The sequence below is a fragment of the Microcoleus sp. genome (genome assembly GCF_041354475.1).
GTDB lineage: Bacteria > Cyanobacteriota > Cyanobacteriia > Cyanobacteriales > Microcoleaceae > Microcoleus.
Map to the genome: position 1 here is coordinate 1 of NZ_JBGJZU010000059.1, position 22,461 is coordinate 22,461.

Annotated in this window: 21 protein-coding genes and 1 pseudogene; 6 read left to right on the forward strand and 16 right to left on the reverse strand. The window is 46.1% G+C overall.

Annotation, left to right across the window (positions count from 1 at the left end; translation table 11 throughout):
• Nucleotides 1-198: 198 nt before the first annotated feature.
• The 3 genes and pseudogenes from ACBR23_RS20120 to ACBR23_RS20130 form a co-directional block, all read right to left on the reverse strand.
• Nucleotides 199-669: pseudogene (locus ACBR23_RS20120) on the reverse strand (sensor histidine kinase); the annotation flags it as partial.
• 1,144 nt (nt 670-1,813) lie between these two features.
• The gene (locus tag ACBR23_RS20125; RefSeq protein ID WP_371120330.1) at nt 1,814-3,496 is read right to left on the reverse strand and encodes an HlyD family secretion protein; all 1,683 of its coding nucleotides are present in this window, start codon (nt 3,494-3,496) and stop codon (nt 1,814-1,816) included.
• 163 nt (nt 3,497-3,659) lie between these two features.
• Nucleotides 3,660-4,130: a MarR family transcriptional regulator gene (locus ACBR23_RS20130; protein WP_341739020.1), complete on the reverse strand. Its 471-nt coding sequence runs from the start codon at nt 4,128-4,130 to the stop codon at nt 3,660-3,662.
• A gap of 256 nt (nt 4,131-4,386) precedes the next feature.
• Between ACBR23_RS20130 and ACBR23_RS20135 the strand changes: the two genes are divergently transcribed.
• On the forward strand, nt 4,387-4,965 hold the full coding sequence (locus ACBR23_RS20135) for a D-glycero-alpha-D-manno-heptose-1,7-bisphosphate 7-phosphatase (RefSeq protein WP_371116710.1): 579 nt from the start codon (nt 4,387-4,389) through the stop codon (nt 4,963-4,965).
• Nucleotides 4,966-5,701: 736 nt separating this feature from the next.
• Here ACBR23_RS20135 and ACBR23_RS20140 read toward each other — a convergent pair.
• From ACBR23_RS20140 to ACBR23_RS20150, 3 genes are all read right to left on the reverse strand, one after another.
• Nucleotides 5,702-6,487, reverse strand: coding sequence for a PspA/IM30 family protein (locus tag ACBR23_RS20140; protein WP_341739022.1), 786 nt, complete (start codon nt 6,485-6,487; stop codon nt 5,702-5,704).
• A gap of 294 nt (nt 6,488-6,781) precedes the next feature.
• Nucleotides 6,782-7,486, reverse strand: coding sequence for a PspA/IM30 family protein (locus ACBR23_RS20145; protein ID WP_371116735.1), 705 nt, complete (start codon nt 7,484-7,486; stop codon nt 6,782-6,784).
• A gap of 126 nt (nt 7,487-7,612) precedes the next feature.
• Complete coding sequence (locus tag ACBR23_RS20150; RefSeq protein ID WP_371120331.1) at nt 7,613-8,839, reverse strand: hypothetical protein; 1,227 nt, start codon at nt 8,837-8,839, stop codon at nt 7,613-7,615.
• A 531-nt stretch (nt 8,840-9,370) separates the two neighbouring features.
• Here ACBR23_RS20150 and ACBR23_RS20155 point away from each other — a divergent pair.
• A complete protein-coding gene (locus ACBR23_RS20155; protein ID WP_341739025.1) occupies nt 9,371-9,661 on the forward strand; it encodes a hypothetical protein in 291 nt (96 codons plus the stop codon).
• A 122-nt stretch (nt 9,662-9,783) separates the two neighbouring features.
• On the opposite strand, the gene menB is transcribed toward ACBR23_RS20155, so the two are convergent.
• Nucleotides 9,784-10,617 carry a 1,4-dihydroxy-2-naphthoyl-CoA synthase gene (menB, locus tag ACBR23_RS20160; RefSeq protein WP_340523338.1) on the reverse strand — a complete coding sequence of 278 codons (834 nt, stop codon included), beginning with the start codon at nt 10,615-10,617 and terminating at the stop codon, nt 9,784-9,786.
• Between the two features lie 100 nt (nt 10,618-10,717).
• Complete coding sequence (locus ACBR23_RS20165; protein WP_341739026.1) at nt 10,718-11,314, reverse strand: TerB family tellurite resistance protein; 597 nt, start codon at nt 11,312-11,314, stop codon at nt 10,718-10,720.
• A gap of 236 nt (nt 11,315-11,550) precedes the next feature.
• On the opposite strand from ACBR23_RS20165, the gene ACBR23_RS20170 reads away from it, so the two are divergent.
• From ACBR23_RS20170 to ACBR23_RS20180, 3 genes are all read left to right on the forward strand, one after another.
• Nucleotides 11,551-12,051 carry a nucleoside deaminase gene (locus tag ACBR23_RS20170; RefSeq protein ID WP_341739027.1) on the forward strand — a complete coding sequence of 167 codons (501 nt, stop codon included), beginning with the start codon at nt 11,551-11,553 and terminating at the stop codon, nt 12,049-12,051.
• A gap of 224 nt (nt 12,052-12,275) precedes the next feature.
• Complete coding sequence (locus ACBR23_RS20175) at nt 12,276-12,950, forward strand: lysophospholipid acyltransferase family protein (protein WP_371120332.1); 675 nt, start codon at nt 12,276-12,278, stop codon at nt 12,948-12,950.
• 69 nt (nt 12,951-13,019) lie between these two features.
• Complete coding sequence (locus ACBR23_RS20180; protein WP_371116715.1) at nt 13,020-13,388, forward strand: hypothetical protein; 369 nt, start codon at nt 13,020-13,022, stop codon at nt 13,386-13,388.
• A 509-nt stretch (nt 13,389-13,897) separates the two neighbouring features.
• On the opposite strand, the gene ACBR23_RS20185 is transcribed toward ACBR23_RS20180, so the two are convergent.
• From ACBR23_RS20185 to ACBR23_RS20220, 8 genes are all read right to left on the reverse strand, one after another.
• A complete protein-coding gene (locus ACBR23_RS20185) occupies nt 13,898-14,662 on the reverse strand; it encodes an ABC transporter ATP-binding protein (protein WP_371116716.1) in 765 nt (254 codons plus the stop codon).
• 355 nt (nt 14,663-15,017) lie between these two features.
• The gene (locus ACBR23_RS20190) at nt 15,018-15,740 is read right to left on the reverse strand and encodes a Uma2 family endonuclease (protein WP_341739031.1); all 723 of its coding nucleotides are present in this window, start codon (nt 15,738-15,740) and stop codon (nt 15,018-15,020) included.
• Nucleotides 15,741-15,801: 61 nt separating this feature from the next.
• Nucleotides 15,802-16,242 carry an HNH endonuclease gene (locus ACBR23_RS20195; protein ID WP_371116717.1) on the reverse strand — a complete coding sequence of 147 codons (441 nt, stop codon included), beginning with the start codon at nt 16,240-16,242 and terminating at the stop codon, nt 15,802-15,804.
• Nucleotides 16,243-16,249: 7 nt separating this feature from the next.
• On the reverse strand, nt 16,250-16,504 hold the full coding sequence (locus tag ACBR23_RS20200) for a hypothetical protein (RefSeq protein WP_340519417.1): 255 nt from the start codon (nt 16,502-16,504) through the stop codon (nt 16,250-16,252).
• Nucleotides 16,505-16,531: 27 nt separating this feature from the next.
• Nucleotides 16,532-16,657 (reverse strand): hypothetical protein, encoded by a 126-nt coding sequence (locus tag ACBR23_RS20205; protein ID WP_371120333.1) that lies wholly within the window; start codon nt 16,655-16,657, stop codon nt 16,532-16,534.
• 49 nt (nt 16,658-16,706) lie between these two features.
• Nucleotides 16,707-17,411, reverse strand: coding sequence for an NACHT domain-containing protein (locus ACBR23_RS20210; protein ID WP_371120334.1), 705 nt, complete (start codon nt 17,409-17,411; stop codon nt 16,707-16,709).
• 95 nt (nt 17,412-17,506) lie between these two features.
• Complete coding sequence (locus ACBR23_RS20215) at nt 17,507-18,199, reverse strand: hypothetical protein (protein WP_371120335.1); 693 nt, start codon at nt 18,197-18,199, stop codon at nt 17,507-17,509.
• An 84-nt stretch (nt 18,200-18,283) separates the two neighbouring features.
• Nucleotides 18,284-20,413 carry a glycosyltransferase gene (locus ACBR23_RS20220; protein WP_371120336.1) on the reverse strand — a complete coding sequence of 710 codons (2,130 nt, stop codon included), beginning with the start codon at nt 20,411-20,413 and terminating at the stop codon, nt 18,284-18,286.
• A gap of 410 nt (nt 20,414-20,823) precedes the next feature.
• Between ACBR23_RS20220 and gor the strand changes: the two genes are divergently transcribed.
• Nucleotides 20,824-22,167, forward strand: coding sequence for a glutathione-disulfide reductase (gor, locus tag ACBR23_RS20225; RefSeq protein ID WP_371120337.1), 1,344 nt, complete (start codon nt 20,824-20,826; stop codon nt 22,165-22,167).
• Nucleotides 22,168-22,461: the final 294 nt, after the last annotated feature.

Below are 22,461 nucleotides of genomic sequence, written 5' to 3' on the forward strand. Positions count from 1 at the left end.
CGCGCCATGAGGGTACGTTCAGCATTGTTGAGTTTGAGTTCTAGCTTCAGGGCGTACATAGCCAGGGAGCAAGTCAGGAGTGCCAACATTGATACTTATTTTACCAGTTACAGACAGCGATTGCGACCAGAACACCGTGTTTTTTGGACCTGATGTCTTTAATGTCAGGAAAAGTCTATGAAACTGCCGTTTAGTATCATCTCTGATCATCTCGATCGCAGGCCTGGTATTATCTGCTTTAAGTCGATGCTGGAGAATCAAGATGGTACTATCAATGCCCTCATGAATATTGAACATTGTGGGGCGATCGCAATCTGCTCTCGAAAAAATGCGTAAACTCCTACTGATATCTTTAATTCGTACCACCCCATCTTTCATCGATTGAAAAAGCTTAGGCAAGTCTTGCCGTATATAATCTAGGTCGATCGCTTGAATTTTTGCCTCTATCTCGGAACCAGGTTGCGGAAATTTTTGTTGATATAAATTAATCAGGCCAAACAAATCCCTTACGTAGTCTCGCGCCGGAGCTATATTCCCAGCAATAAAGCCAACCGGATTATTGATTTCATGAGCAACCCCAGCCATCAGTTGCCCTAAAGCTGACATTTTCTCACTTTGGATTAGCTGAATCTGCGACTCTTTCAGTGCCGTGAGTGTTTGTTCCAATGCGTCGTTTGTAGTTTGAAGCGTCTGTGTGCGCTCCATCACTTTCGATTCTAGAAGTTGACGCTCTTGTTCCAACCGGGCTTCCCGCTGGCGCACATTCTTGATTTCCTGAAATCTTTGCTGCGATCGCAAAATCTCCGATCGCAATATCCAAATTGTCGCAACTAAAAAGGTCATAATCAATATCGAGCCAAAGTTAGCCCAGTATTGTAGATTTGCCCTATTTTTTGCCGCTTCTACGGTCTTTTTGGTCACGATCGCATACAATTTTTCATAGCTTGGATCGACCTGCTTCTCATCCACCTCCAATGCTTCTTCAATCTGAGCAGTTTTTAGCAGGGTCAAGAGTTTATTAACGGCCTTAGAATAGGTTTGGTAGGCTGAGTCCACTTCTTGCAAATCTCGAAACGAAGAAGCAGTATGTTTGAGGGTATCAAAACTGAGCTTTGCTTGCTGTCGTTGCTTCCCTAGGGTTTCCTCTAGCTCTGAGGTCACTTTTTTGTTAGCAATTGCTCTCCACTCCAGGGCGTCTAAGCGATTGGCCAGTCCTTGCAAATGTCGGAGTTCCGTTTCATAGCTAGCGGATCGATCGGACAAATAATTTAATTTGGCAATGCCAAAATTTGCTGCAATCACCGCAGTGACAGCAACTGCCAAAAGTGACCAGCCTTGAAAATCTTTGTGATGCTGCATTGTTCGATCGACTCCAGGCGCTTTACCAGACCAAATGTTCTGGACAAATTTGTCGATGTTGACCGCTCGAAGGCTACTCAACCGTACCTACAAGTCTAGCAAGGCATCAGAGGGATTACGATAGTATGGCATTGGGACAGAGAAAAAGATGTAGCGTTTACAGACAAATTTGCCTCATAGGATAAGACGTAAAGTTTTGTAACAATGCCCGCTTTTCAATGTCCCTTCCGCCTACAGAAGTTGCCAACACTCAGTCAGCTAGGGCAGAGTAGTATTTACAAACGTGAAAGTTAAACAAATTCAGCTCACTTACGGCTATTTTTGCGAACATCGTCCCGACTTACAACAGTTTATTAAGTTGACACTAATGGGCAATGCCGTTTCCCTGCACTATTATATGGGCAGGGAAACGGCATTGCCGTCTCCTCCATTTTCTACTATCAGGAGTACAACCTTATTTCAGCTCAACGTTTACCGTAGCAGACATCCCTGGTGTAATCCGTGATTCATAGCCTTTAATACTTTCAGCATCAAATACCACTTTCACAGGAATCCGCTGCACAACTTTAGTGAAATTACCCGTAGCATTATCGGGAGGTAATAGAGAAAATTGAGCGCCAGAAGCAGGGGAAAAACTATCAACTCGACCCTCAAATTTACGACTGCCAAAAGCATCTAATTTGATTTCTACTTTTTGACCTCGTTTCATGCTTGCCAGTTGCGTTTCCTTGAAGTTAGCAACTACCCACAAATCATTACTGACGATCGCCATTAAAGGCGTTCCCGGCTGCACCCGTTGCCCCACTTCCACCGACTTGCGGCCGATTTGTCCGGCGGCTGGTGCGCTGATATTCACATAGGAAAGTTGCAGTTGAGCGTCTTTCACCGCAGCTTCCGATTGGGCGATCGCCGCCTTAGCTGCATCATACTGCGATCGACTAACTTTAGTTTGTTCTCCCGTCGCTTCAGCCTGTTGCAATCCACCCTTGGATGTCGCAAGTTTGGCTTGGGCGCTAGTGATACCTTCTTGGGCTACCGCGACTTTGGCTTGAGCACTGGCGATACCAACTTGGGCCCGCGCTACTTGGGCTTGAGCTTGTTTTACGCCTTCTTGGGCTTGGGCTACTGCCGCGATTGCTGCGGTGACGCCTTCCTTGGCTTGGGCTAAACGCGCTCTGGCTTGGGCAACTCCTTGTTGAGCTGCGGTAGTTTGGCCGACAGCTACATCGTAGGCTGCTGTGGCGGAATCTAGCTGCTGGCGGGCGATCGCACCTTCAGACTGCAAATCTTGATATCGTTTATAATCAGCTTGCGTTTTCACCAGATTAGCCCTTGCTTGGGCTAGCTGTGCTTGGGCTTGGGCAATTCCGGCTTCAGCTTCGGTGACTTTCGCCCTTGCTTGGGGAATACCCGCTTCGGCTTGGGCGACTTTAGCCATAGCTGCGGGAATACCAGCCTGGGCTTCGGCGAAGGAGGCTTCTGCTGCCGGCACGCCTTGCTGTGCTTCTCTCAGGGCTGCTTGGGCGGTGGAAATGGCCGCGTTTGCACCACTGATATCTCCCTGGGCTTGGGCGGTTTTGCCTTGGCTGGTTTGGGAGGCTAGGGAAATATTGGCTTGGGCTGCTTCTGCTTGACGGCGAGCGTTTTCTAAGGCTGCTTGAGCTTGTTGGACTTTAACTTGGTAGTCGCGGGGATCTAGTTTGATTAGCAGTTGTCCAGGTTTTACTTGTTGGTTGTCTTGTACCAAGACTTCGCCGACAGTACCGTTGATCCGGCTGCTGATTTGGTGGATGTGTCCGGCAACTGTGGCGTTTTCGGTTTCTTGGTGGATGGAGGCGTATTGCCAGTAGTTGTAGCCGAAGCTGCCCGCGGCGATCGCACCTACCCCCAATAGTGCGAAAATCAGTGGTTTCTTGGACTTTTTCTTGGGTGTTGTAGGGGCCGGTAGGGGTGCTTGGAGTTCTGTTTCTGCGCCTGTTTTGACATCGCTGGGGGCGCTGATTTGTGTCTCTGGCGCGGGGATGATTGGTAGGCTTTTGGCTATGGTGTCGTCCATGGGCTGCTCTAAGAGCCCCACTGCTTTGCCTTTGCCGTTGCCGTTGAATTCTGCTGGGTTGGTTTCCTTGGTGGTTTTCATGGTAGTTGGCTCCTGAAATTTTAATAAGATGCCGTTTGGTTAGAGTGCGTAGTATTTATTTGTTAAGACTAATGTTTTTAAGAGTGCGTAGTATTTTTCGGTTATGTTTAATTTAGTAGAGGTAGATGGTGCTGCGCGACCTCCGGGAGAATGATTTGTCAGTTTAGGAAAGATTGGCGATCGCGATATCGATCAGCTCTGAGAAGCGTTCTCGATCGGCCTGGGAAATTCCAGTCATAGACTGCTCTCGAACCTCAGCTACCACTGGTGGCAGCACTTCTTGCATTTCCCTACCTGCATCCGTTAGCCAAATTCGCCAAATCCGGCGATCGCGGGTGTCTCTCTCCCGACGGACTAAATCTCTTTCTTCCATGCGATCGATTACACCTGTGAGGGTACCGCCTACCTGTTGCAGTTTGTCCCCAATGCTGGAAGTTGCTAAACCATCTTCTTGCCACAAGCAACAAAGTACCAGCCAGTGAAAAGGTGTCAATCCAAAGGGTTCCAGTGCCTCTTGCAGCCTGCGAGTACCTAACTGTCCCAGCAGTTTGAGCCGATAGCCGATGCTGTGGGGGGCGAGAACTTCGTGCCACTGAGCTAGATGGGTGCGATCGACTGTGTATGTAGTAACCATTGGCTTATTGGTTAGTGTCCGTACTATTAGAGTACGATATTTCTTAGAATTTGTCAAGTGGTATGGTGATCTTTGATTATAGTCCTGGACACAAAAAACCCCGTTGTATCGGAATGATTTAACCGCGAAGGCGCTCATGACGCGAAGGAAGAGAAGAGGGAGAGATTAATACAGGACGATGAAGAGAGGATTTGATATGACTCCCCATGGGTCCAGGACTGATTTAAAAAAAAATAGCAATCCTTAGTAAATAACAATGAAACGAGCAGTATTTCTAGACAGAGATGGTGTGTTAAATATCGAAGCAGGCTACATCCACAAAGTAGAAGATTTGCATTTAATTCCCGGAGTAGCCCAAGCTGTACGCAAATTAAATGACAAACAAATATTTTGCTGTCTAGTTTCTAATCAATCGGGCCCAGCCAGGGGATATTATCCGGTTAGCCACGTAGAAGCTTTGCACGAACGGCTCTGTCAGCTATTAGACCAAGCAGCCGGAGCCAAATTAGATGCTCTTTATTATTGCCCTTATTTGAGTGAAGCAGAAGGGGGAACTAACCCAGAATTTACGCGGTATACAACTTGGCGCAAACCTAATACAGGTATGCTGGTAGCCGCTGCTTGGGAACAGGATTTAGATTTGCGAAATAGTTTTATGGTGGGGGATAAAGCTACAGATGTAGATATGGCTCATAATGCTGGTTGTACTGGTATTTTGGTGCAGACTGGTTACGGTGAAAGTGTGTTGAATGGGGAATATCAGCATCATACTAAACCGGATTTTGTTGCCGAAAATTTAGCGGTGGCGGTGGAATGGATTTTGCCTAAATTGTGATTTCTTTTATGCTATATAGCGGTTCTCAAAAAAGTGAGGTATGCCCACGGAACCCTATGCCCTATGCCCCATGCCCCATGCCCCATGCCCTATGCCCAGTCGTACCTCATCTTTCTGAGAAAGGCTATATTTATGAGACATTGCAGGCTGAACTCCTTTTTTTAGCTGTGGTTTCATATCAAATCCGTTGACATCGGAATTATTATTTCTCTCTTCTCTTCCTTCGCGTGCTTTGCGCCTTCGCGGTTAAATCATTACGATACAACCGGAATTGATATCAACCGCCGAGGCTTCTAGATTTGCCTCTGTTTTTGGCACTCAACTGCTTAGCAATGAATGTATAATAATGTAAGGCAAAAAAAATATTGGCCGCACAAAATGCCAAGGTTAAAATAAAGACAAAAAAAGACATCAGTGAAAGTCCATAAATCATGGTGAATAGGGCAAAAATGCTTGAACAAAGCCCAAAACCAGAAGCAACAGAACTGAGAACTAACAACTGCACCTTAGACATAATTTTATTTTTAAATGGTTACTTAAAATTTTGTTTGGCACTTAAATAATTAGTGCTAAATGATACTTACTACTATATAGCTAAATTGTCATGTTTCGGTAAGATTTATTCCGGCTGTAGCCGATCGCCAATCAAAAAGCTCCGACCTCCACAAGCTATTTGCTTTAGAGAGACGGAGCGCTCGATCGCACCATCAGAGAAATCGGTGAGTTTGGATCGAGATTACATTTTATTGAGCTGCGATCGCAATTCTTCCAACTCAGCGTCAATCACCGGAATCGATTCAGAGCTATTATTAGCAGCAGTTTTACCCGATGCTGGTAATTGAGGTTGAGATACAGAACTTCCAGCAAGTTGGGCTTTCATTTGCGCCAACTCGTCATCGACACCCCCGCCACTTTCGAGCAAGCGGAACTGTTCTTCCAAATTGCTACCACCGGCGGCTAGTTCTGCTGACGCCCCGGCGCGAGCTTCAATCTGCAAAACTTTTTCTTCCATGCGATCGAACGCGGCCATGGAACTGCCAGTATTGAGAGAGCCAATGGTGTTGTTGAGTTGTTCTTGAGCTTTCGCAGCGGATATTCTCGCCTTGAGCATATCCTTCTTTGTCTTAGCTTCTGAAATCTTGCTCTCCAAACCGATCAAGTTGCGTCTGAGACTTTCCACCTGAGTCGATTGCTGTTCTAGGCTAGCTTTTAGAGTAGCGGCCGTTTCAGCATGAGACTTTTTGCGTACCAGTGCTTCGCGCGCCAACGCCTCGTCACCTTTTTGCAGAGCAAGCTGAGCCCGCTGCTGCCATTGGTTCGACTGGGACTCAGCTTGATTGTACTGAGTCTGGGTGCGCTTTTGAGTGGCGATCGCCGCGGCCACGGCTTGACGCAACTGCACCAGGTCTTCCTGCATATCCGTCACAGACTGTTCTAAAATCTTTTCCGGGTCTTCAGCTTTGTTCACTATGTCGTTAAGATTGGCTCTGACGACTCGGCTAATGCGATCGAATAATCCCATAATCCTATTTTTCCTTGGTGAGGTGTACGAAGTAAACGGAAAGCAGGCTTTAGACACTAGCCTGCGGTTTTGAAATTCGGTTGGTCAGATTTTTAGTGCGATGATCTAGCCTTGGGCAATTTTTGCAAACATATTAATCTAGTTTAAAGGGATCTTCGTAATTGATGTAGCCAAGCTTTGCCAGCTCTATCTACTGAGTTTAGCTTTGATCCGGGAATTCCCCAACTCGCTTCGGGCTATCTGTAGCTACTGCCACAGCAGTCTCAAATAGGATGGATGCTCCAGGCTTCACATTCAGGATGTGGGTGGCTCTGGCGATGGTAACTGAGGCGTATTGTTGCCCGGAAGCATTTGCGCTTTCATGGCCGCCAACTGTGCATCGACATCGCCCCCACTTTCGAGAGCCAGAAACTTCTTTTCTAAGTCGTTGGTGCCGAGTTCTGCGATCGCCTCAGAGCGAGCTTCTAGCTGCATAACTTTCTCTTCCATCCGTTCAAAGGCGCTCAAACCACTACCTGTATTGAGATTACCCATCATTTTGTCTAGTCTTTCCGAGGCGGCGGCCGATCGAGCTCTGGCAATGTACATATCTTTTTTCGATTTTGCCTCGGAAATTTTACTTTCCAGAGCCCGCATATTTTCTTTAAGTTTAGTGACCACAACTTTCTGCTGTTCCAGACTAGCTTTCATCGTGATAGCCGTTTCTTGATAGAATTTCTTGCGAGTCAGGGCTTCCCGTGCTAAATTTTCCTCGTTTTTTTGCAAAGCTAACTGTGCACGTTGATACCATTCTGTGGCGGTGGACTCCGCTTGGGAATACTGGCGTTCCGTGCGTTTTTGAGCAGCAATTGCCCCAGCCACAGCTTGTCTGAGCTGCACTAAATCTTCCTGCATATCAATGGTCGCCTGTTCCAAAATCTTCTCTGGATCTTCTGCTGCTCCCACTAAACTGTTAATGTTGGCTCGAATTACTCGCCAAAGGCGATCGAATAATCCCATTTTGCCTTTCTCCAAATTTTCAATTCGAGATTTTATGAATAGGAATTAAGAACTAAAAATTAAACATGAAAACTTTTAAATTATGCTCTCTTTTAATTTTTGAATTTTTAATTCCCGCTGACTAATTTAAGGCTGATAGTATTGCGGCTTCACCCCTTTTGCTTGCAGCTCTTTCACCAAAAGTTGTGCTGAGGCCACATCGTTCAACGCTCCCATTTGGATCTTGACACCCTTTGAAAATTTCCGCACGTAGGCATCGGGCACTACAATTCTGGCTTGTTCTAGGGACTTGGCATCGGTGTAATCGACAACCACGTAATAAAAACCGTCGCTAGCCCGTGCAGGGCTTCCCAGTGTGGCTGCGGGGGCTGGGGATGGCACAGCACGGGATGCAGCCGCAGGAGTTGCTGAATTCGAGGCCAATGGTGAAGGCGTTGGAGGCAGTGTTGGCAATGTTGGGACTGTTTGTGCCACATTAGTCGGACTCGGAAGCAACGCCGTACTGAGATTGTTCAGTCCTTTTTCCCTAATGGTTGGTGGGTTGCCGTCTTCTGTCGGGATGGGGACAGCCCCGCTTGAGTCGCTGACTGCTGGAGTCGGCGGGATTGAGGCTTTGGGCGAGGGGGAAGCAATGGGGCTAGGGGTGGGCTTGACATTGCTCAGGGTACTTAAGTCTAGCTCGACAAATTCCTTGGAAACCAGATTAGGAGCTTTTGGCAGTTCCTTGCTTCCGGTATCAGTTACTTTACTAGCGGTACTTTGGGCCTCCGAGGGTGTGTTGCTTCCCACCAAACGGTTGAGACCTACCATTTTAGCTAGACTTGATGGGTAAAAGACTGCGTAGCCCAAGGCTGTACAGGATAGCAAAAACAGCAGCATTGAACTTAGTCCCAAGGGAGTCAACAGACTGGCTGCTAAACTTCTTTCCTCGGTTGCCTCGGCTGTTGGTGAGTCCAAACTTTCGATCAGTTTTTCGCTAGATTCGAGATATTTGTTTGGTGGTGGGGTACTGATAAATTGTTTTATAGGTTGGCTCCCGCCCGCAGTAGTTGTTCTTGGGGGCTCACCAGGGCTACCGCCAAGGGATAGGGGTATCGATAGTGATTGCTGGGTTGGCTCCGCAGCCGTTGGTGGCTGGTTTTGACCAGGCTGTTGGTTGGCTGTTTCTGCCTTCGTACCGGGACGCACGGATGGCGACACCCACTGTTCGGCTCGCCGCCTGTGTCGTCTATATATTGTCAGTTCTGTTTCCAGGTTTACATCCAAGCACCCCAGGGCTGCTTGTAAAGCAGGATTGATGGGGGTTGAAGATGATTGATGATTTGGGGATTCCACCGAAGAACGCTTACTCATTAGTAAAACTCCTGCCGCCTCTGAATTAATTTTAATGTTGTCAATTACCCGTCATCAAGGGTGATACCGCCATAGCGCGTCGCCTGAGAACCCCAGTCTTTCAAGCCGGGGATAAAACGCAGTTGCAGCCTGATAGCTGCCCGTATTCTATACTATTTGCCTTTTTGCCCTTCAATATATTTTCTGACAGACGTTACCAACACTACAGACAAAATAACTAGAAGGCCATAAAGTACGAAAACAAAAAATATGGTATCGATGGTGATTTATAAAATCTACTTTTTGTTCCCCATTTGTGCTTTATCTTGATCCCTGTTGGTTTATTAACTTTTTTACAGCTTTTTTAAATCTAAGATGAGGCACTACTAAATCTATTGTTTCTATATATAACAAAATTATAAATAAATTATAAAATTCAATTATAGTTCGGGGATCGCTAAACAGCAGACAGGATAAGGGCTGGGATGCTCTAAGACCTCCTAGCTCAACAAAGGAGAATTAGAGATGAAAATGAGAAACCCAAGAACTTTTATGAAAACTCCCTTAACTTCAGCTTGCCGTCACTGTCGCCACTATTTGCCAGAAGGAAGACGCGGTGGTCTGTGTCAGCAGCTCAGCGTTTCGGTTCAAGGTCAGTGGAAAGCTTGTTCTTTGGCGGTTTCACCATTTGGGTCTGCTTGGGAGAATATCGAAGAACTTTCACTATGGCATGAGCCGATGGTGGCTTTTCCCTCGCCAGCCCTCCCTGCTGCTGATCGCCACACTTGTCAGTTAACAGAGACAACCTTCACCGAAAAATCAGTTCCCACCGTTTCAGTTTAGTTGGCCCGCAGCAGCACAACTAAACTGCTAACAACGGCATCGAACTCCTTTAATTCCAGCTACGGATCGTCAATCAGAAATATCTTTGACATCAGCCCATAAAAAACTTGTTTTCACTGGAATTAAGGTAGCCAAGGATACTGACTAAAATCCGGTTCTCGCTTTTCTAAAAACGCTTGTTTGCCTTCGGCTCCTTCTTCGCTCATATAATATAGTAAAGTCGCATTTCCTGCTAGTTCTTGCAGCCCTGCTTGACCGTCACAGTCGGCATTAAATGCTGATTTCAGACAGCGAATGGCGATCGGACTTTTGTCTAAAATTTCCGAAGCCCACTGAATCCCTTCTGCTTCGAGTTGTTCTACGGGGACAACACAGTTGACTAAACCCATTTCTAAGGCCTGCTGTGCGCTGTACTGGCGACACAAAAACCAAATTTCTCGCGCTTTTTTTTGTCCCACAATTCTGGCGAGATAGCTAGCCCCGAAGCCTCCGTCGAAACTGCCCACTTTTGGGCCAGTTTGTCCGAAAATAGCATTCTCCGCAGCGATGGTTAAATCGCAAATTAAGTGCAGAACGTGACCACCGCCGATCGCGTAACCTGCTACTAGGGCAATTACCACCTTGGGCATCGATCGAATCAATTTTTGCAATTCCAGCACGTTTAAGCGGGGAATGCCACCTTCATCTACATACCCGGCTTTACCCCGCACGCTTTGATCCCCACCCGCACAAAATGCGTATTTTCCGTCTGTGTGTGGTCCTGCACCAGTCAACAGAACCACCCCGATAGTCGTGTCTTCCCGCGCGTCTATAAAGGCATCGCACAGTTCAGAGACGGTTTTGGGACGAAAAGCATTGCGCTTGTGGGGTCGATTGATGGTAATTTTGGCGATCCCTTTAGTTTTTTGATAGATAATATCGGAGTAGGTTTTGACGCTTTGCCATTCAATTTCCATAGGTAAGTAGGACGCTTTTAATTTCTCAAACCTTTAATTATATTCCATTTGCTTTCTCCGGTAACTGCCAACGCTGACATTTTAGTCCCTATGCCGGTAATTATTGGTGCTCTAAAAGAGAAAGCAAGTGCTTTGCTGAAGCGGCAAACACGGGCTCCCGTGACTGGAATTCGATCGGAGACAGTAGTTCTTTGACTTCCGCAAAAGCTTCGGGGTCTACAGTTCCTTCTTTGGTAAATAAAGCATCTATGGTGGCAATATGTCTGGGGTCGATGCCCAGTCGCTGTCCCGTGGCCGTTAGGTACATTTGCTCCCGGAGGTCGATGCGTCCGTCTGCTGCTGACATTTCGTAGCCGAAGCAGATGAGTAAAAGCTTTTCGGAATCGGAAAACAATGCTGTCAGGGTTAGCAGTTCTGTGGGATTGAAATATACTTGCTGTTTTGAGATGCCCGTGACAATCCGCTGAATCAGTTCTACTCGATCGCGATCGCTGCTAGCAAACACTTTTAGAGTTTTTTGCAACCTTTCTTCTTCTTCCAGGGCGATGGTCTTGTCAATAATCATCACTCCCCGCAGAATCGAAATTAGAGCGGCCAGGAACACGATGAGCCCAGTGACATCTGCTTCACGGAGCTTTTGTCGGCTGATGCGGGACAACAAATCAATGACTTCAGCGCTAATGACAGTGGTTTCCATAATTTTCAATTATTCCCGATCGAGTTTTGCTGTAACTTTGCTTTGTTTATTTTAAGTGTTTCTAGTTACGTAACTATCCCTAAATTTCCCCACCAAGCTTAGTTAATTCCCTAGGATACTTGTGCCTGACCCAATATTCCATAACTGGGGTTGTCTGAGACATTTTCAGTCTTTAAGTGTTTGGATTTATCTAGGTATAATATTACTCTCACATTCAAATCCTATTGTGCAATACTGTGAATTCCCAAACACAACCTTTATTGATTGGCGATCGTAATTATTCCATTCACAGGCGGTGGATGAGTAGAGCTGTGGAACTCGCCCTTGCCGCAGGCGATGCCGGTGAAGTCCCCGTAGGTGCTGTGATCGTTGATGGTAGTGGTAAGTTGATTGCACAAGCGCAAAATCGGCGAGAGCGAGACTGCGATCCCACAGCTCATGCTGAAATTTTGGCTCTGCGGGCGGCTGGGCAAGTTTTGCAAGATTGGCATCTCCATCAATGCACTCTTTATGTCACCCTGGAGCCTTGCCCCATGTGCGCTGGTGCTATTGTACAGGCTCGGCTCGGTTTGTTGGTCTATGGAGCCGATGACCCAAAAACTGGTACGATTCGGACTGCGGGGAATATTCCCGATAGCGCCTATTCTTGCCATCGCCTAGAAGTGCTCGGCGGGATTATGGAGTCTGTTTGTCGTCAGCAGTTGCTGTCTTGGTTTGAATCCCGCAGGAAAATTTAAACTGTAAAAATTTTACTTGTGTAATTAACTGAAATAATAGATCCTTAAGTGTCCGATCGCCCAATCAGCAAAATGCCAATAGCCAAAGTGTCCCGCTCAAAAGACGCAAGATGTACTAAACAACTTATGTTTAGACTTGAAAACTCCATAAAACAGCTTAATTGGTATGAGCCATAAAGCCACCATCGCCCTTAATTCCAGTACCTCATCAAAAAGTGAAACCAATGCCTGCCAAGGTAGCATCTAATACATCTCGCGTTTCTCCTTGGTTAACTTCCTTGCTGTATCCGTTAGGTCACTATGTTGTCCTGCCGTCTTATTTTGGCAAGATACACATCGCAGGACAGGAAAACTTGCCCAAGGACGGGCCTGTAATTTTAGCACCGACGCACCGTTCCCGCTGGGATGCTCTGATGATGCCCTATTCCACAGGACAAAAAGTGACTGGACGAGATTTGCGCTTTATGGTAACAGCCGATGAAGTGAAAGGACTGCAAGGGTGGTTCATCAGGCATTTGGGAGGTTTTGCTGTGGATATCCGGCATCCCGCCATTAGCAGTCTGCGTTATGGCGTAGAGTTGCTCATTGCCAAGGAAATGTTGGTCATTTTTCCCGAAGGCGGGATTTTTCAGGATGGTGAAGTTCACCCGATTAAGCCTGGATTGGCTCGTTTGGCAATTCAAGCGGAGTCGAGTTTACCCGGTTTGGGGGTAAAAATTGTACCCATGAGTATTCGCTACCGCCCCCGCGTTCCTCGATGGGGTTCTGAGGTGAAAATTGCGATCGGTTCTCCAATTTCGGTGATGGATTATGCTCAATCGGCTAGCACCAAAAAAGAGGCGCGATTGTTGACGGCTGATTTGGAAATGGCTCTCAAAAATCTGGATAAAAGTAGTTAGTGGTTACTTATTATTTGTTATTTGTCAATTTTCATCATGTTGGGTAGGTCAGAATCAATAGGTTTTGGTTTGAACTTTAAGCCTGGTCAAATTGTCAGTTTAGAGTGTGGAGATGCGTGTCTGCATTCGGAAGTAATTCAGGTGGTTGAGGCGCGTCAAGTTTGTTGGGTGCGCCCTTTAATGTTAGTTGTATTCTTGTCAAAACAGGATTTGGGCGATCGCCTTTCCCCAGAATACAGTTTGTTGGATTTGCGGGATGGTTCGGATTTGCTTTGGCCTTTGAATTTGTTTCGGGCTGCTTTAGATACGGAAGTGATTTCGCTATTGAGTCAGTTGCACTCTCTGGATTCTGAAAAAAACGATGGGGTGATTGCTTCTCGGCAACTTAGGGATTTTGTCGATCGAGTTTGGACAGCTTTTCCCACAGCTTTTCATTAGTTATTTGTTATTTGTAACAGATAACTAATAATAACTAACCGAACGCACGCAACTACAGCGGTTCCTGCTGTCATACCATTGTCATAAAGTCCTACTACAGATGTAGTTCTTAGCCCCCCCGCGAGTTCGGGGGGGTTGGGGGGGTAGATATGTAGCGCTACTTTATGAAATTGGTATTATGAGGTACAAAAGCGGAGTCCATCACATTTTTGTAGGGGAGAAGCATTCGCGCTCATATCCTATAGATATATCACAAATTTTCAACGCGAATGCTTCGCCCCTCTAGGCGTGTTTCCCAAATCGGGATGCTTCGAGGAGCAATTAATATCAATTCCTCTCTTCATCGGAATTATTCATTTCTCTGTGATCTCTCTGTGTTCTCTGTGCTCTCTGTGGTTAAATCATGACCATGCAACGGTCAACCATATAACAAACCAATTTATTAAATGTTGAGGATTCATTAAGTGTGTCGCAATACAGCGGGAACCGCTGTAACTAATCACAAAATTTTAAAATACCGCGTGTGAAAGTTCTTCAGGGTTTAGATTATTGTGAATTACTTGACCATCGCGGAACCAGACTACTCGCCGAGTTTGGCGCGCCACTTCCGGTTCGTGAGTTACCATCACAACAGTCATTCCGGCTTCATTAAATTCTGTAAAAATATCCATTACTTCTTGAGTAGTTTTCGTATCCAATGCACCAGTCGGTTCATCTGCAAGTAATAATACAGGACGATTGACTATGGCGCGGGCGATCGCTACTCGTTGCTGCTGTCCTCCTGAGAGTTGATTTGGTTTATTTTGCAGCCGACTTTGCAAGCCTACCTTCGTTAAAGCCTCTACAGCGCGGTCCCGTCTTTCCGCTGAGGGAACACCGGCATAAACCATCGGTAACATCACATTTTCTAAGGCTGTTAACTGAGACAACAGGTGAAATTGCTGGAAGACAAAACCTAATTTTAAATTCCGAATTCCGGCTAAGTCTGATTCGGGCATTTGGGCGACATCTACGCCGTCTAAGTAATAACTGCCGCTCGTAGGTCGATCGAGACAACCGATAATATTCATAGCTGTAGATTTACCAGAACCCGATGCGCCCATAATCGCACAATATTCTCCCTGTCTCACCGTCAAGCTGACACCGTTTAAGGCGCGAACTTCTAAGTCGCCAACCCCATAAACTTTGGTGATATCTTTGAGACCGACAATAACTGGTTTTGAGAGGACTTCCTCGTTGACTTCTTGGTAGGTATCGGTTTGTAGTTCAGGCATCTTTTTTTCTGTGCGATCGACACAACTAACTACTAACTTAACACTTCTGAGCGGTTTTCGGGGGTGGAAGGACGATGTTTCGACGGTTGCGCGACTTGCACACGGGCAGTCAGAAACCGGGTTTTTTGACGTAAATAATTCGTTACAGCGCGCGGAAACGATAAAAACCTGGTTTTTTTTGGTGTTGGTGAGTAAGTCCTAAATTAAACCTCTTGCAAAAGTCAAATTTACCCCCCTTAGTCCCCCCTTATTAAGGGGGGAAACAAGAACAATCTTGCTCCCGGACCTTAGTAAGGTCCGGGTTGGGGTGGGGTGCTTTGGATTTTTGCAAGAGTTCTATTAAACAATTTGTGGCTTAAATGCGATCGGGATCTATGTTCAATTCGCGCAATTTTGCGGCCAAACGTTCGGCTCTTTGAGCTTCTTGTTCGGCTCTTTGAGATTCTTGTTCAGCTCTTTGAGCTTCTTGTTCGGCTCTTTGAGATTCTTGTTCAGCACGCTGGCGGTTTAATTCACCCTGTTCCTCCAATTCCGCATAAGAAAGAAACCTTTGTCCATCTGGCCGATAAATTTCTAGCCCATCTTCGCCCAACTCAAATCTTACTCCCAATCTAGGACTAATCCAGCCCTCCATCGGCTCAATTATTTCTAAGTTTCCTTCAATTCTTTGCCAACCACTCAAATCGTTGTTTTCTGGATCGTAAAGGTAATATTCCTCGACTCCATAGCGATTGTAAAACGCAAGTTTTTTGTACATCTTGATTTGGCGATCGTTATGAGAGCGAATCTCAAATACGACTTGGGGAGCAATATTCTCTTCTTGAAATTGCATATAGGAAGGCCGATCGCCCTTTGGTCTACCAAATATTACCATTGTATCCGGTGCTTGAGAAATGTCTGGTCTACCTTGAACTGGATACCAGAGTAAATCGGCTGCTATAAAGACGTTTGGGTCATTTTTGAACAGCGATTCGCAGCCTTCTTTGATTTTGACAATTAATTTGTATTGAATTGTGCTTTCTGCCATTGGTTGACCGTCGCTGGATGGATAAATAATTTGTTCGGTCGTGACTTGCATAGTGGTTGTCTCCGAGAACTATCCGATCTTAATTATACTAGATTGGGTAATATTTATTGAGTTACTGAGTCATCCGTTGTTGCGCGGCTGGTGACGGATATGCACCAACTTCTATCAAAACTTGTCGCTCTTTAATCCGCTCATTATGATTAAGTTCTAGAATTCGTGCTGTCACTTCTCCAATATCTGTTTTTGGTTGAATTGCAGCTTCATCTAAGCGAAAATGTTCTCCCCAAAAATCTCTGCGCGGGTTGAAAAAACGCACCAATTCTCCAGTCCGCCAAACAATTGAGCCTAAATCTGTTCCTTTCTGTAAGTTGCAGAAAATACAAGCATAGGCGAGGTTATCGGCTGTTGTTTCTCCACCATGTTTGACGCTGATGATGTGGTCAACTTGACAGCCGGAACTCTCTGCTTCTGCAATGAGGCAGTATTCGCAAATGCGATCGGCACGGAGAGCAACTAAACGCCTAAGTTCGACGCTAATGTAAGGACGAGACATAAAAAAATTACTCTTTGACGACGTGTTTGTGAGCGACTGCTTTGATTAACCTCAACAGATGTTCTATAACTAGAAAGTTGTCTAATTCGGTTTTTTCATCGGTGGTCAAATCTTGGTTGTTGTGTGCGTAAATTAGGTCGGCGATATGCTCTTTTGCGTCTTCGGATAGTTGAAAGTTGAGAATGCTTTCGGGAGTAGCGCCAGCAGCAAAAAACTCAACTATTTCTGCATAAGCTTGGGGGATTTTAGTGGCTACAGTCATAACTTATTTCTCCTTTTTTTGTTTATATCACAGCTTGTCTAATTTTGCCAATTGTTTCTGGGCAAATTGGCGGACTTGTTCATCTGGATCGTTGGCAAATCGATCGCGCAGTATGTCTAATGTTTTTGGGCGATCGAGGTATTGCTTGACCATGATTTCAAGTGCTGTTTGTCGTGGATTATCTTGCCAGTCATACTGGCGTTCAAACAGCGTCGCCTGCTTTAAGCTGTTCGTGCAATTGATGCTGATTCAAATCACAAATAAAACCGGAATTTTTATGGCAAAATTCCAGGAAATTCTTGCAATGTCCTGATTCCACGTTGCGAATGTAAATCCGCAATTCTATTAGCAGCGGCAGCGGCAGAGATGTTACGCTATTTAAAGGCGATCGCGCCCAGGTTAATGCTAAATATTGTAACAGAGTAGATTTGCCCGCACCCGGATCGCCTAAAATCACAATGTAGGGATAATTTGACTTGTCATTGATGACATCTAACACGGATACGATCGGCCCAGAAAAATAACCGTGTCGATATTTCTCTAAATTTTCAAGTGCGATCGCCTCTAGTCGATCGCTTTCTAACAACCGCCGTTGATGTTCCTTGGGAATTTCGTAAGCTTGGGGCAGAAATGACTCGTAAATTAAGCGCACATCTTGGAAAATAAAGATTTGCCAAACTTTCAGCTTTTCGCGATAATCGTAGGTATTGCTATCGACGCTGCTTAAATTCAGATTGCTGTAACGTTCGCACAAAGCCTCTTGATATTGCCTCAAATCAAAATCGGGGATAATCCCAGCAATTTCTTGAGTGTTTTTCTGAATGCTGTCCAGATTTTGAGCATTCAAGATATCCCGCAAGTCTTTTGAGTCGAAGAGAATTTCTTGAACTTCGGCGAGATATAGCAATTCTAAATCATTTGTGAATTTCTTGCTCCCGGACCTTATTAAGGTCCGGGTTGGGGTGGGGTAAAAATATTTACGACTCCTGCAAGGATTGCTATTTAGTCCTCAAACAAACTGAACCACTTGGTGTCGGCAAATTCGCGCTTGAGTTCCGTGTAATTGGAAACCACGTCTGCCAATGGTGGGGTTGCCCGCTTCTTGGTTCCGGGTTGAAGATTCGCTGGCGTGAGATTAAGAAATGATTGAATGCGAACCATAGTCTCTGCGTAGCGATCGCACAGATCCTCATAGGTAACGGTTGTGAGCGGGTGATCCGAGAATCTGGCATCAAACTCGGCAATCTGAGCCTCCTGTTTTTGGAAGTCCCGGATCAGTAGCTCCTTGTCAAAGTGCATCGGTGCTGGTGGATTCCCCTCTAGATCCTGATTCTTCATCAACTGAACAGAGAGATAACGACGCAAGAGGTTCTGGCGACGGAGGCTGATGACAGCCAACTCCTTGTCCTGCTCAAGGAGCGACCAGAGATCTGGCCAATTACCGAACCGTGCTCCACTACGATGCAACAGAAACCCCACACAAGGCTGCGTCATATTTTCTGGAGTGAAGATGTAGTTGGCAAGAATCTCGGATGCTGGTGTCTCAGATGTAAAGTCAAACTTGCCCTCAGTATAGTCAGGATTGAACATCTCAGTCATACATAGGACCTGAGGATGATTGTCCAGACTTGTCCGCAGCATATGTGTCCCCGATCTTGGAGAAGTGAGAACAAAATAACGCTTGATTTCTGACATTCAACACCTCCAACAATAAAACTACAACAATAAAACTAAAGGCTGAACAAACGCCGAATAATTGCGGATACATTCACGAAACCATCACATCCATTGCGATCGCAATGCCTTGCCAAAATCTTTGATTGCTTCCATATATTGCAATCCATGCCGTTTGGTTGGCTCGATATGACTGTTCTCGTGGTACTCATTAAATGTTGATACAAGTACCATCTGTGGCATATCAGATTGACGCAGCACAAACTCTGTCATTGCATCCAGAGTCTTGCCACAATTGCGGTCAATAAAACGAAATAGATTGTTATCCCTCCGAAGATCGCTTAGATGGCGATCGTCGTAGCCTGGGCTAACCGTAACCGATCGAATTCCCCGGTTGCCACAATCCGATCGGCGATAGGCTTCTGCCCAAACCCTCTGCCAATTTTCAGACGATGCCACTTCAAGCGGTGAAAAAAGTGACCAGGAATCAAATAGCCCAAAGGTCTGATACAACGATTCCGTATCTGAAGGAAGCCGCAAACTACAAGCGATACGTAGGAATCCATCAGTTGCTGCCTTCAGATTTTCGATCTCATCTCGTTGTCCATCCCAGGCGCCAGTCCAGAACATGAATATTACTGGTTGGGATTCAAACCTGAAATAGTGCGGTGACTTTGACATCTCGTTGAGGGTGGCGATCGCCCGATCTAATGAATCATGGGATAGATCGTAGGGACAAAGTTGAATTGCAATTCGGATTGGCGATTCGAGAATCTCAGCAACATGGAACAGTCGAAGCAGTCCAGCTAACTCCAGATCGTTCACACCGTTTGAGTCGATATGGAGGTTGGCGACAAGGAAATCGACTCCATTGCGATCCATCAATTGTAAATGATATTTCAGGGCATCACCATCAAGCGACGAATAGAACCCAATTTCGGGCATATCATCAACAGCTCCGAATTCCAAGTTATCATTCCAATGAAGACTGCCCGCTCCATCTCCATACCAGCAATAATATTGGACTCCGATCAGCGGCCGATCGATTGCCGTTCCGCCATTACACCGCTTGTGGTCATGGGCATAGGTATTAAACGTCGATTCAATAATCTTAATCAACTGATTCGCCGAGTTGTTCCAACTGTATTGTTGAGCTTTTCTCCAACCGGCTTCGCCCATCGCTCTTGCCAAATCAATGTCACGCGCAAGCAGGTTCATCTTATCTGCCAGATCTTGAGGTCGTGGCGGCACCAGCATGGCACAATGAGAGTCTACAACCTCTGTATATCCTCCTTCATTGACTGCAATCAAGGGACGACCATGAGCTAACGCTTCGAGAGGAACAATGCCGAACGGTTCCCGTGCTGCTGCGAAAACAACTGCACGACAGGAATTATACTCCGCTCGCAGTTCCTCTGCAGACAGTTCATGCTTGAAACAAACCCGATCCTGGATGCGGAGGGAGAGCGCCATTCGTTCAAGTTTCTCCCGTTCGGGACCATTTCCGACAATCACTAGCCGTGCATCTGGCACCATGGCAAGCGCCTCAATAATCATCTTCACTCGTTTGTGCGGCCAGAGTTGACCTACTGCGAGGAACTGGACATGGAGCGAAATTTCAACGATCTGGTTTGCACATACAACGCCTGGGTAAACAATGTCGTCAACAATTCGTCCATAAACCTGTAACAAATACTGAGCAACATAGTGACTGTTGGCAACGATTCGGTCTGGCTTGCCGAGTTTGTCAAACATTGCCACTGAGTTCAGGGTTGCTTCGTAAACCCGAGACGGAACATCATCATAGGTGAATTTGGGGTATACATGAACCTTCCACACATCAGACGGATTGGCTTCCGGAAACTGGCTAAGGCGAAGGTCTTCAAGCATACGCGGCGGTTCGTGAGGATACCATACCATCGGGTGTCTGTCAATCAGATGACAGGGCCAAAGATGAGTATGGTAAAGGTCGTGGGTGCCGATTTCCTGTTGCCATAGTTTGGGTAGCAAGGTGCCATTCAAGAAGAACGCATGTTCCCCTTGAAAGTAAGGTGAAAGCTGCACAAATGTGAAACGAATTTCTGGGCAGAACTCCCGCACAACCTTATAATCGATGGACGTAGCATAGAGCGTAATGCGATGGTGGTGTTGCCATCGAGCAAGGCACTCAATAACAACTCGTTCAGCGCCTCCATACTTGACGAGTTCGGGGATGATGATTGCAAGATCGAGCATACTATCCAGAGTAGTTAGGATTTCAATAAAAGATGCGGAGTACTATAATTCCCATCCCCGTTGCAAGCGGAACGGATATTCTCATCTCGATGGGCTTTGCTAAATCCAAAACCTCTAGTATAAAATAACTTAAAATGGTATATTTATCCTGCACCTTTTCACTACATATTTATTACTACCAAAAATAGTTACATTTTTATATATTTTTTGCAGTTGCTTGTGCTATACTCTAATAATGGAAGTGTGAGCGATTTTAAATTTAATGCAAATAATCCCATTACTAAACTATATCATGTCAACTGCAAGAAGTAAAGCAATCTCCCCTCTAAAAAACGAAATTTTTTTGAGATATCATTAAAAAAAGTAAAGCGCAAAATGGCTAAAATTGAGACAGGAAACTAGCGACAATTATGACATACGATTACGACTTGTTTGTGATAGGTGCGGGTTCCGGTGGATTGGCGAGTTCCAAGCGGGCGGCATCCTACGGGGCAAAAGTGGCGATCGCCGAAAATGACTTAGTAGGGGGAACCTGCGTAATTCGTGGCTGCGTGCCGAAAAAACTGATGGTTTATGCCTCAACATTTTCGCACCTTTATGAAGATGCGGTAGGTTACGGTTGGAGCCCTGTAGAAAGCAGCTTCGACTGGGAAAAACTCGTCACTACCGTAGACACAGAAGTGCGACGACTCAGCAAACTGCACATTAGCTTTCTGGAAAAAGCCGGAGTTGAATTAATTTCAGGATACGCCAAATTTATCGACCCCCACACCGTCGAAGTTGGTGACAAAAAATACACCGCTGCCAAAATCTTAATCGCTGTCGGCGGAGAAGCCCACAGAATTGATATTCCCGGTATCGAACACGCAATTACTTCCCGCGAAATCTTCTTACTACAAGAGCAGCCAAAACGCTTGGCTATTTTGGGCGGCGGCTACATCGGCGTTGAATTTGCCTGCATCATGAACGGGCTGGGAAGTCAAGTAACTCAAATCATCCGGCGCGATCGCATTCTGCACTACTTCGATGAAGAAATTCGCGCCAACGTGCAAGAAGGCATGGTTAAGCATGGCATTGAATTTTTGACAGAAAGCTCGATCGAACAAATTGAGAAAACCCCAGAAGGATTAAAATTAACTTTGTCGGGAAAATCCTCAGAAACCTTGACAGTAGACGCGCTGTTGTGCGCTACTGGACGCTGGCCCAATTTGGAAAAGTTGGGTTTAGAAAATGCGGGAGTAGAAACAGAAAAAGGTGCGATCGCTGTCACCAAAGACAGCCGCACCAGTCAGCCACACATTTTTGCAGTGGGAGACTGTACTAACCGGATTAATTTAACCCCAATTGCGATCGCCGAAGGACGCGCTTTTGCCGATACTGAATTTGGGAATAACCCCAGATCCATCAGTCACGAAAACGTGGCATCGGCCGTATTTTCCCAGCCGGAAGCGGCGACAGTGGGCTTAACAGAAGAGGAAGCTAGAATCAAGTTTCCCGAATCAATCAAGTGTTATACAGCCAAGTTTAGACCGATGTTTCATGCTTTGACTGGTGCAGATGAGAAAACTTTTGTCAAGTTAGTTGTTGAGACTAATACTGACAGAGTTTTGGGCGTGCACATGGTGGGGAAAGATGCTGGCGAGATTATTCAAGGAATGGCGATCGCGGTTAATATGGGAGCTACGAAGAAAGACTTCGATGCTACTATTGGCATTCATCCATCGACTGCTGAAGAGTTCGTGACTCTGCGATAAATCTTAAATCGGGACTGCCCGCAAATTACTCGTATTACTCGTTACCAGGCTCTGCCTCCTGTTTCCCCAGGGAGGCAGAGCCTCTAGATATGGGTTCCCAGGCAGAGCCTGGGAACCAGCTTACCAGTTTCCTCGTTACCAGGCTCTGCCTGGTAACGCAGATCCGGAGGCTCTGCCTCCTGTTTCCCCAGGGAGGCAGAGCCTCTAGATATGGGTTCCCAGGCAGAGCCTGGGAACCAGCTTACCAGTTTCCTCGTTACCAGGCTCTGCCTGGTAACGCAGATCCGGAGGCTC

Bases quoted from the DNA above. Each gene is read 5' to 3' on its own strand.
- ACBR23_RS20145 (WP_371116735.1), bottom strand. From the start codon at position 7,486: ATGGGATTATTCGATCGCCTTTGGCGAGTAATTCGAGCCAACATTAAC.
- ACBR23_RS20150 (WP_371120331.1), bottom strand. From the start codon at position 8,839: ATGAGTAAGCGTTCTTCGGTGGAATCCCCAAATCATCAATCATCTTCA.
- ACBR23_RS20140 (WP_341739022.1), bottom strand. From the start codon at position 6,487: ATGGGATTATTCGATCGCATTAGCCGAGTCGTCAGAGCCAATCTTAAC.
- ACBR23_RS20220 (WP_371120336.1), bottom strand. From the start codon at position 20,413: ATGCTCGATCTTGCAATCATCATCCCCGAACTCGTCAAGTATGGAGGC.
- ACBR23_RS20185 (WP_371116716.1), bottom strand. From the start codon at position 14,662: ATGCCTGAACTACAAACCGATACCTACCAAGAAGTCAACGAGGAAGTC.
- gor (WP_371120337.1), top strand. From the start codon at position 20,824: ATGACATACGATTACGACTTGTTTGTGATAGGTGCGGGTTCCGGTGGA.
- ACBR23_RS20135 (WP_371116710.1), top strand. From the start codon at position 4,387: ATGAAACGAGCAGTATTTCTAGACAGAGATGGTGTGTTAAATATCGAA.
- ACBR23_RS20175 (WP_371120332.1), top strand. From the start codon at position 12,276: ATGCCTGCCAAGGTAGCATCTAATACATCTCGCGTTTCTCCTTGGTTA.
- ACBR23_RS20130 (WP_341739020.1), bottom strand. From the start codon at position 4,130: ATGGTTACTACATACACAGTCGATCGCACCCATCTAGCTCAGTGGCAC.
- ACBR23_RS20125 (WP_371120330.1), bottom strand. From the start codon at position 3,496: ATGAAAACCACCAAGGAAACCAACCCAGCAGAATTCAACGGCAACGGC.
- ACBR23_RS20200 (WP_340519417.1), bottom strand. From the start codon at position 16,504: ATGACTGTAGCCACTAAAATCCCCCAAGCTTATGCAGAAATAGTTGAG.
- menB (WP_340523338.1), bottom strand. From the start codon at position 10,617: ATGGAAATTGAATGGCAAAGCGTCAAAACCTACTCCGATATTATCTAT.
- ACBR23_RS20195 (WP_371116717.1), bottom strand. From the start codon at position 16,242: ATGTCTCGTCCTTACATTAGCGTCGAACTTAGGCGTTTAGTTGCTCTC.
- ACBR23_RS20205 (WP_371120333.1), bottom strand. From the start codon at position 16,657: ATGGTCAAGCAATACCTCGATCGCCCAAAAACATTAGACATACTGCGC.
- ACBR23_RS20165 (WP_341739026.1), bottom strand. From the start codon at position 11,314: ATGGAAACCACTGTCATTAGCGCTGAAGTCATTGATTTGTTGTCCCGC.
- ACBR23_RS20190 (WP_341739031.1), bottom strand. From the start codon at position 15,740: ATGCAAGTCACGACCGAACAAATTATTTATCCATCCAGCGACGGTCAA.
- ACBR23_RS20215 (WP_371120335.1), bottom strand. From the start codon at position 18,199: ATGTCAGAAATCAAGCGTTATTTTGTTCTCACTTCTCCAAGATCGGGG.
- ACBR23_RS20155 (WP_341739025.1), top strand. From the start codon at position 9,371: ATGAAAACTCCCTTAACTTCAGCTTGCCGTCACTGTCGCCACTATTTG.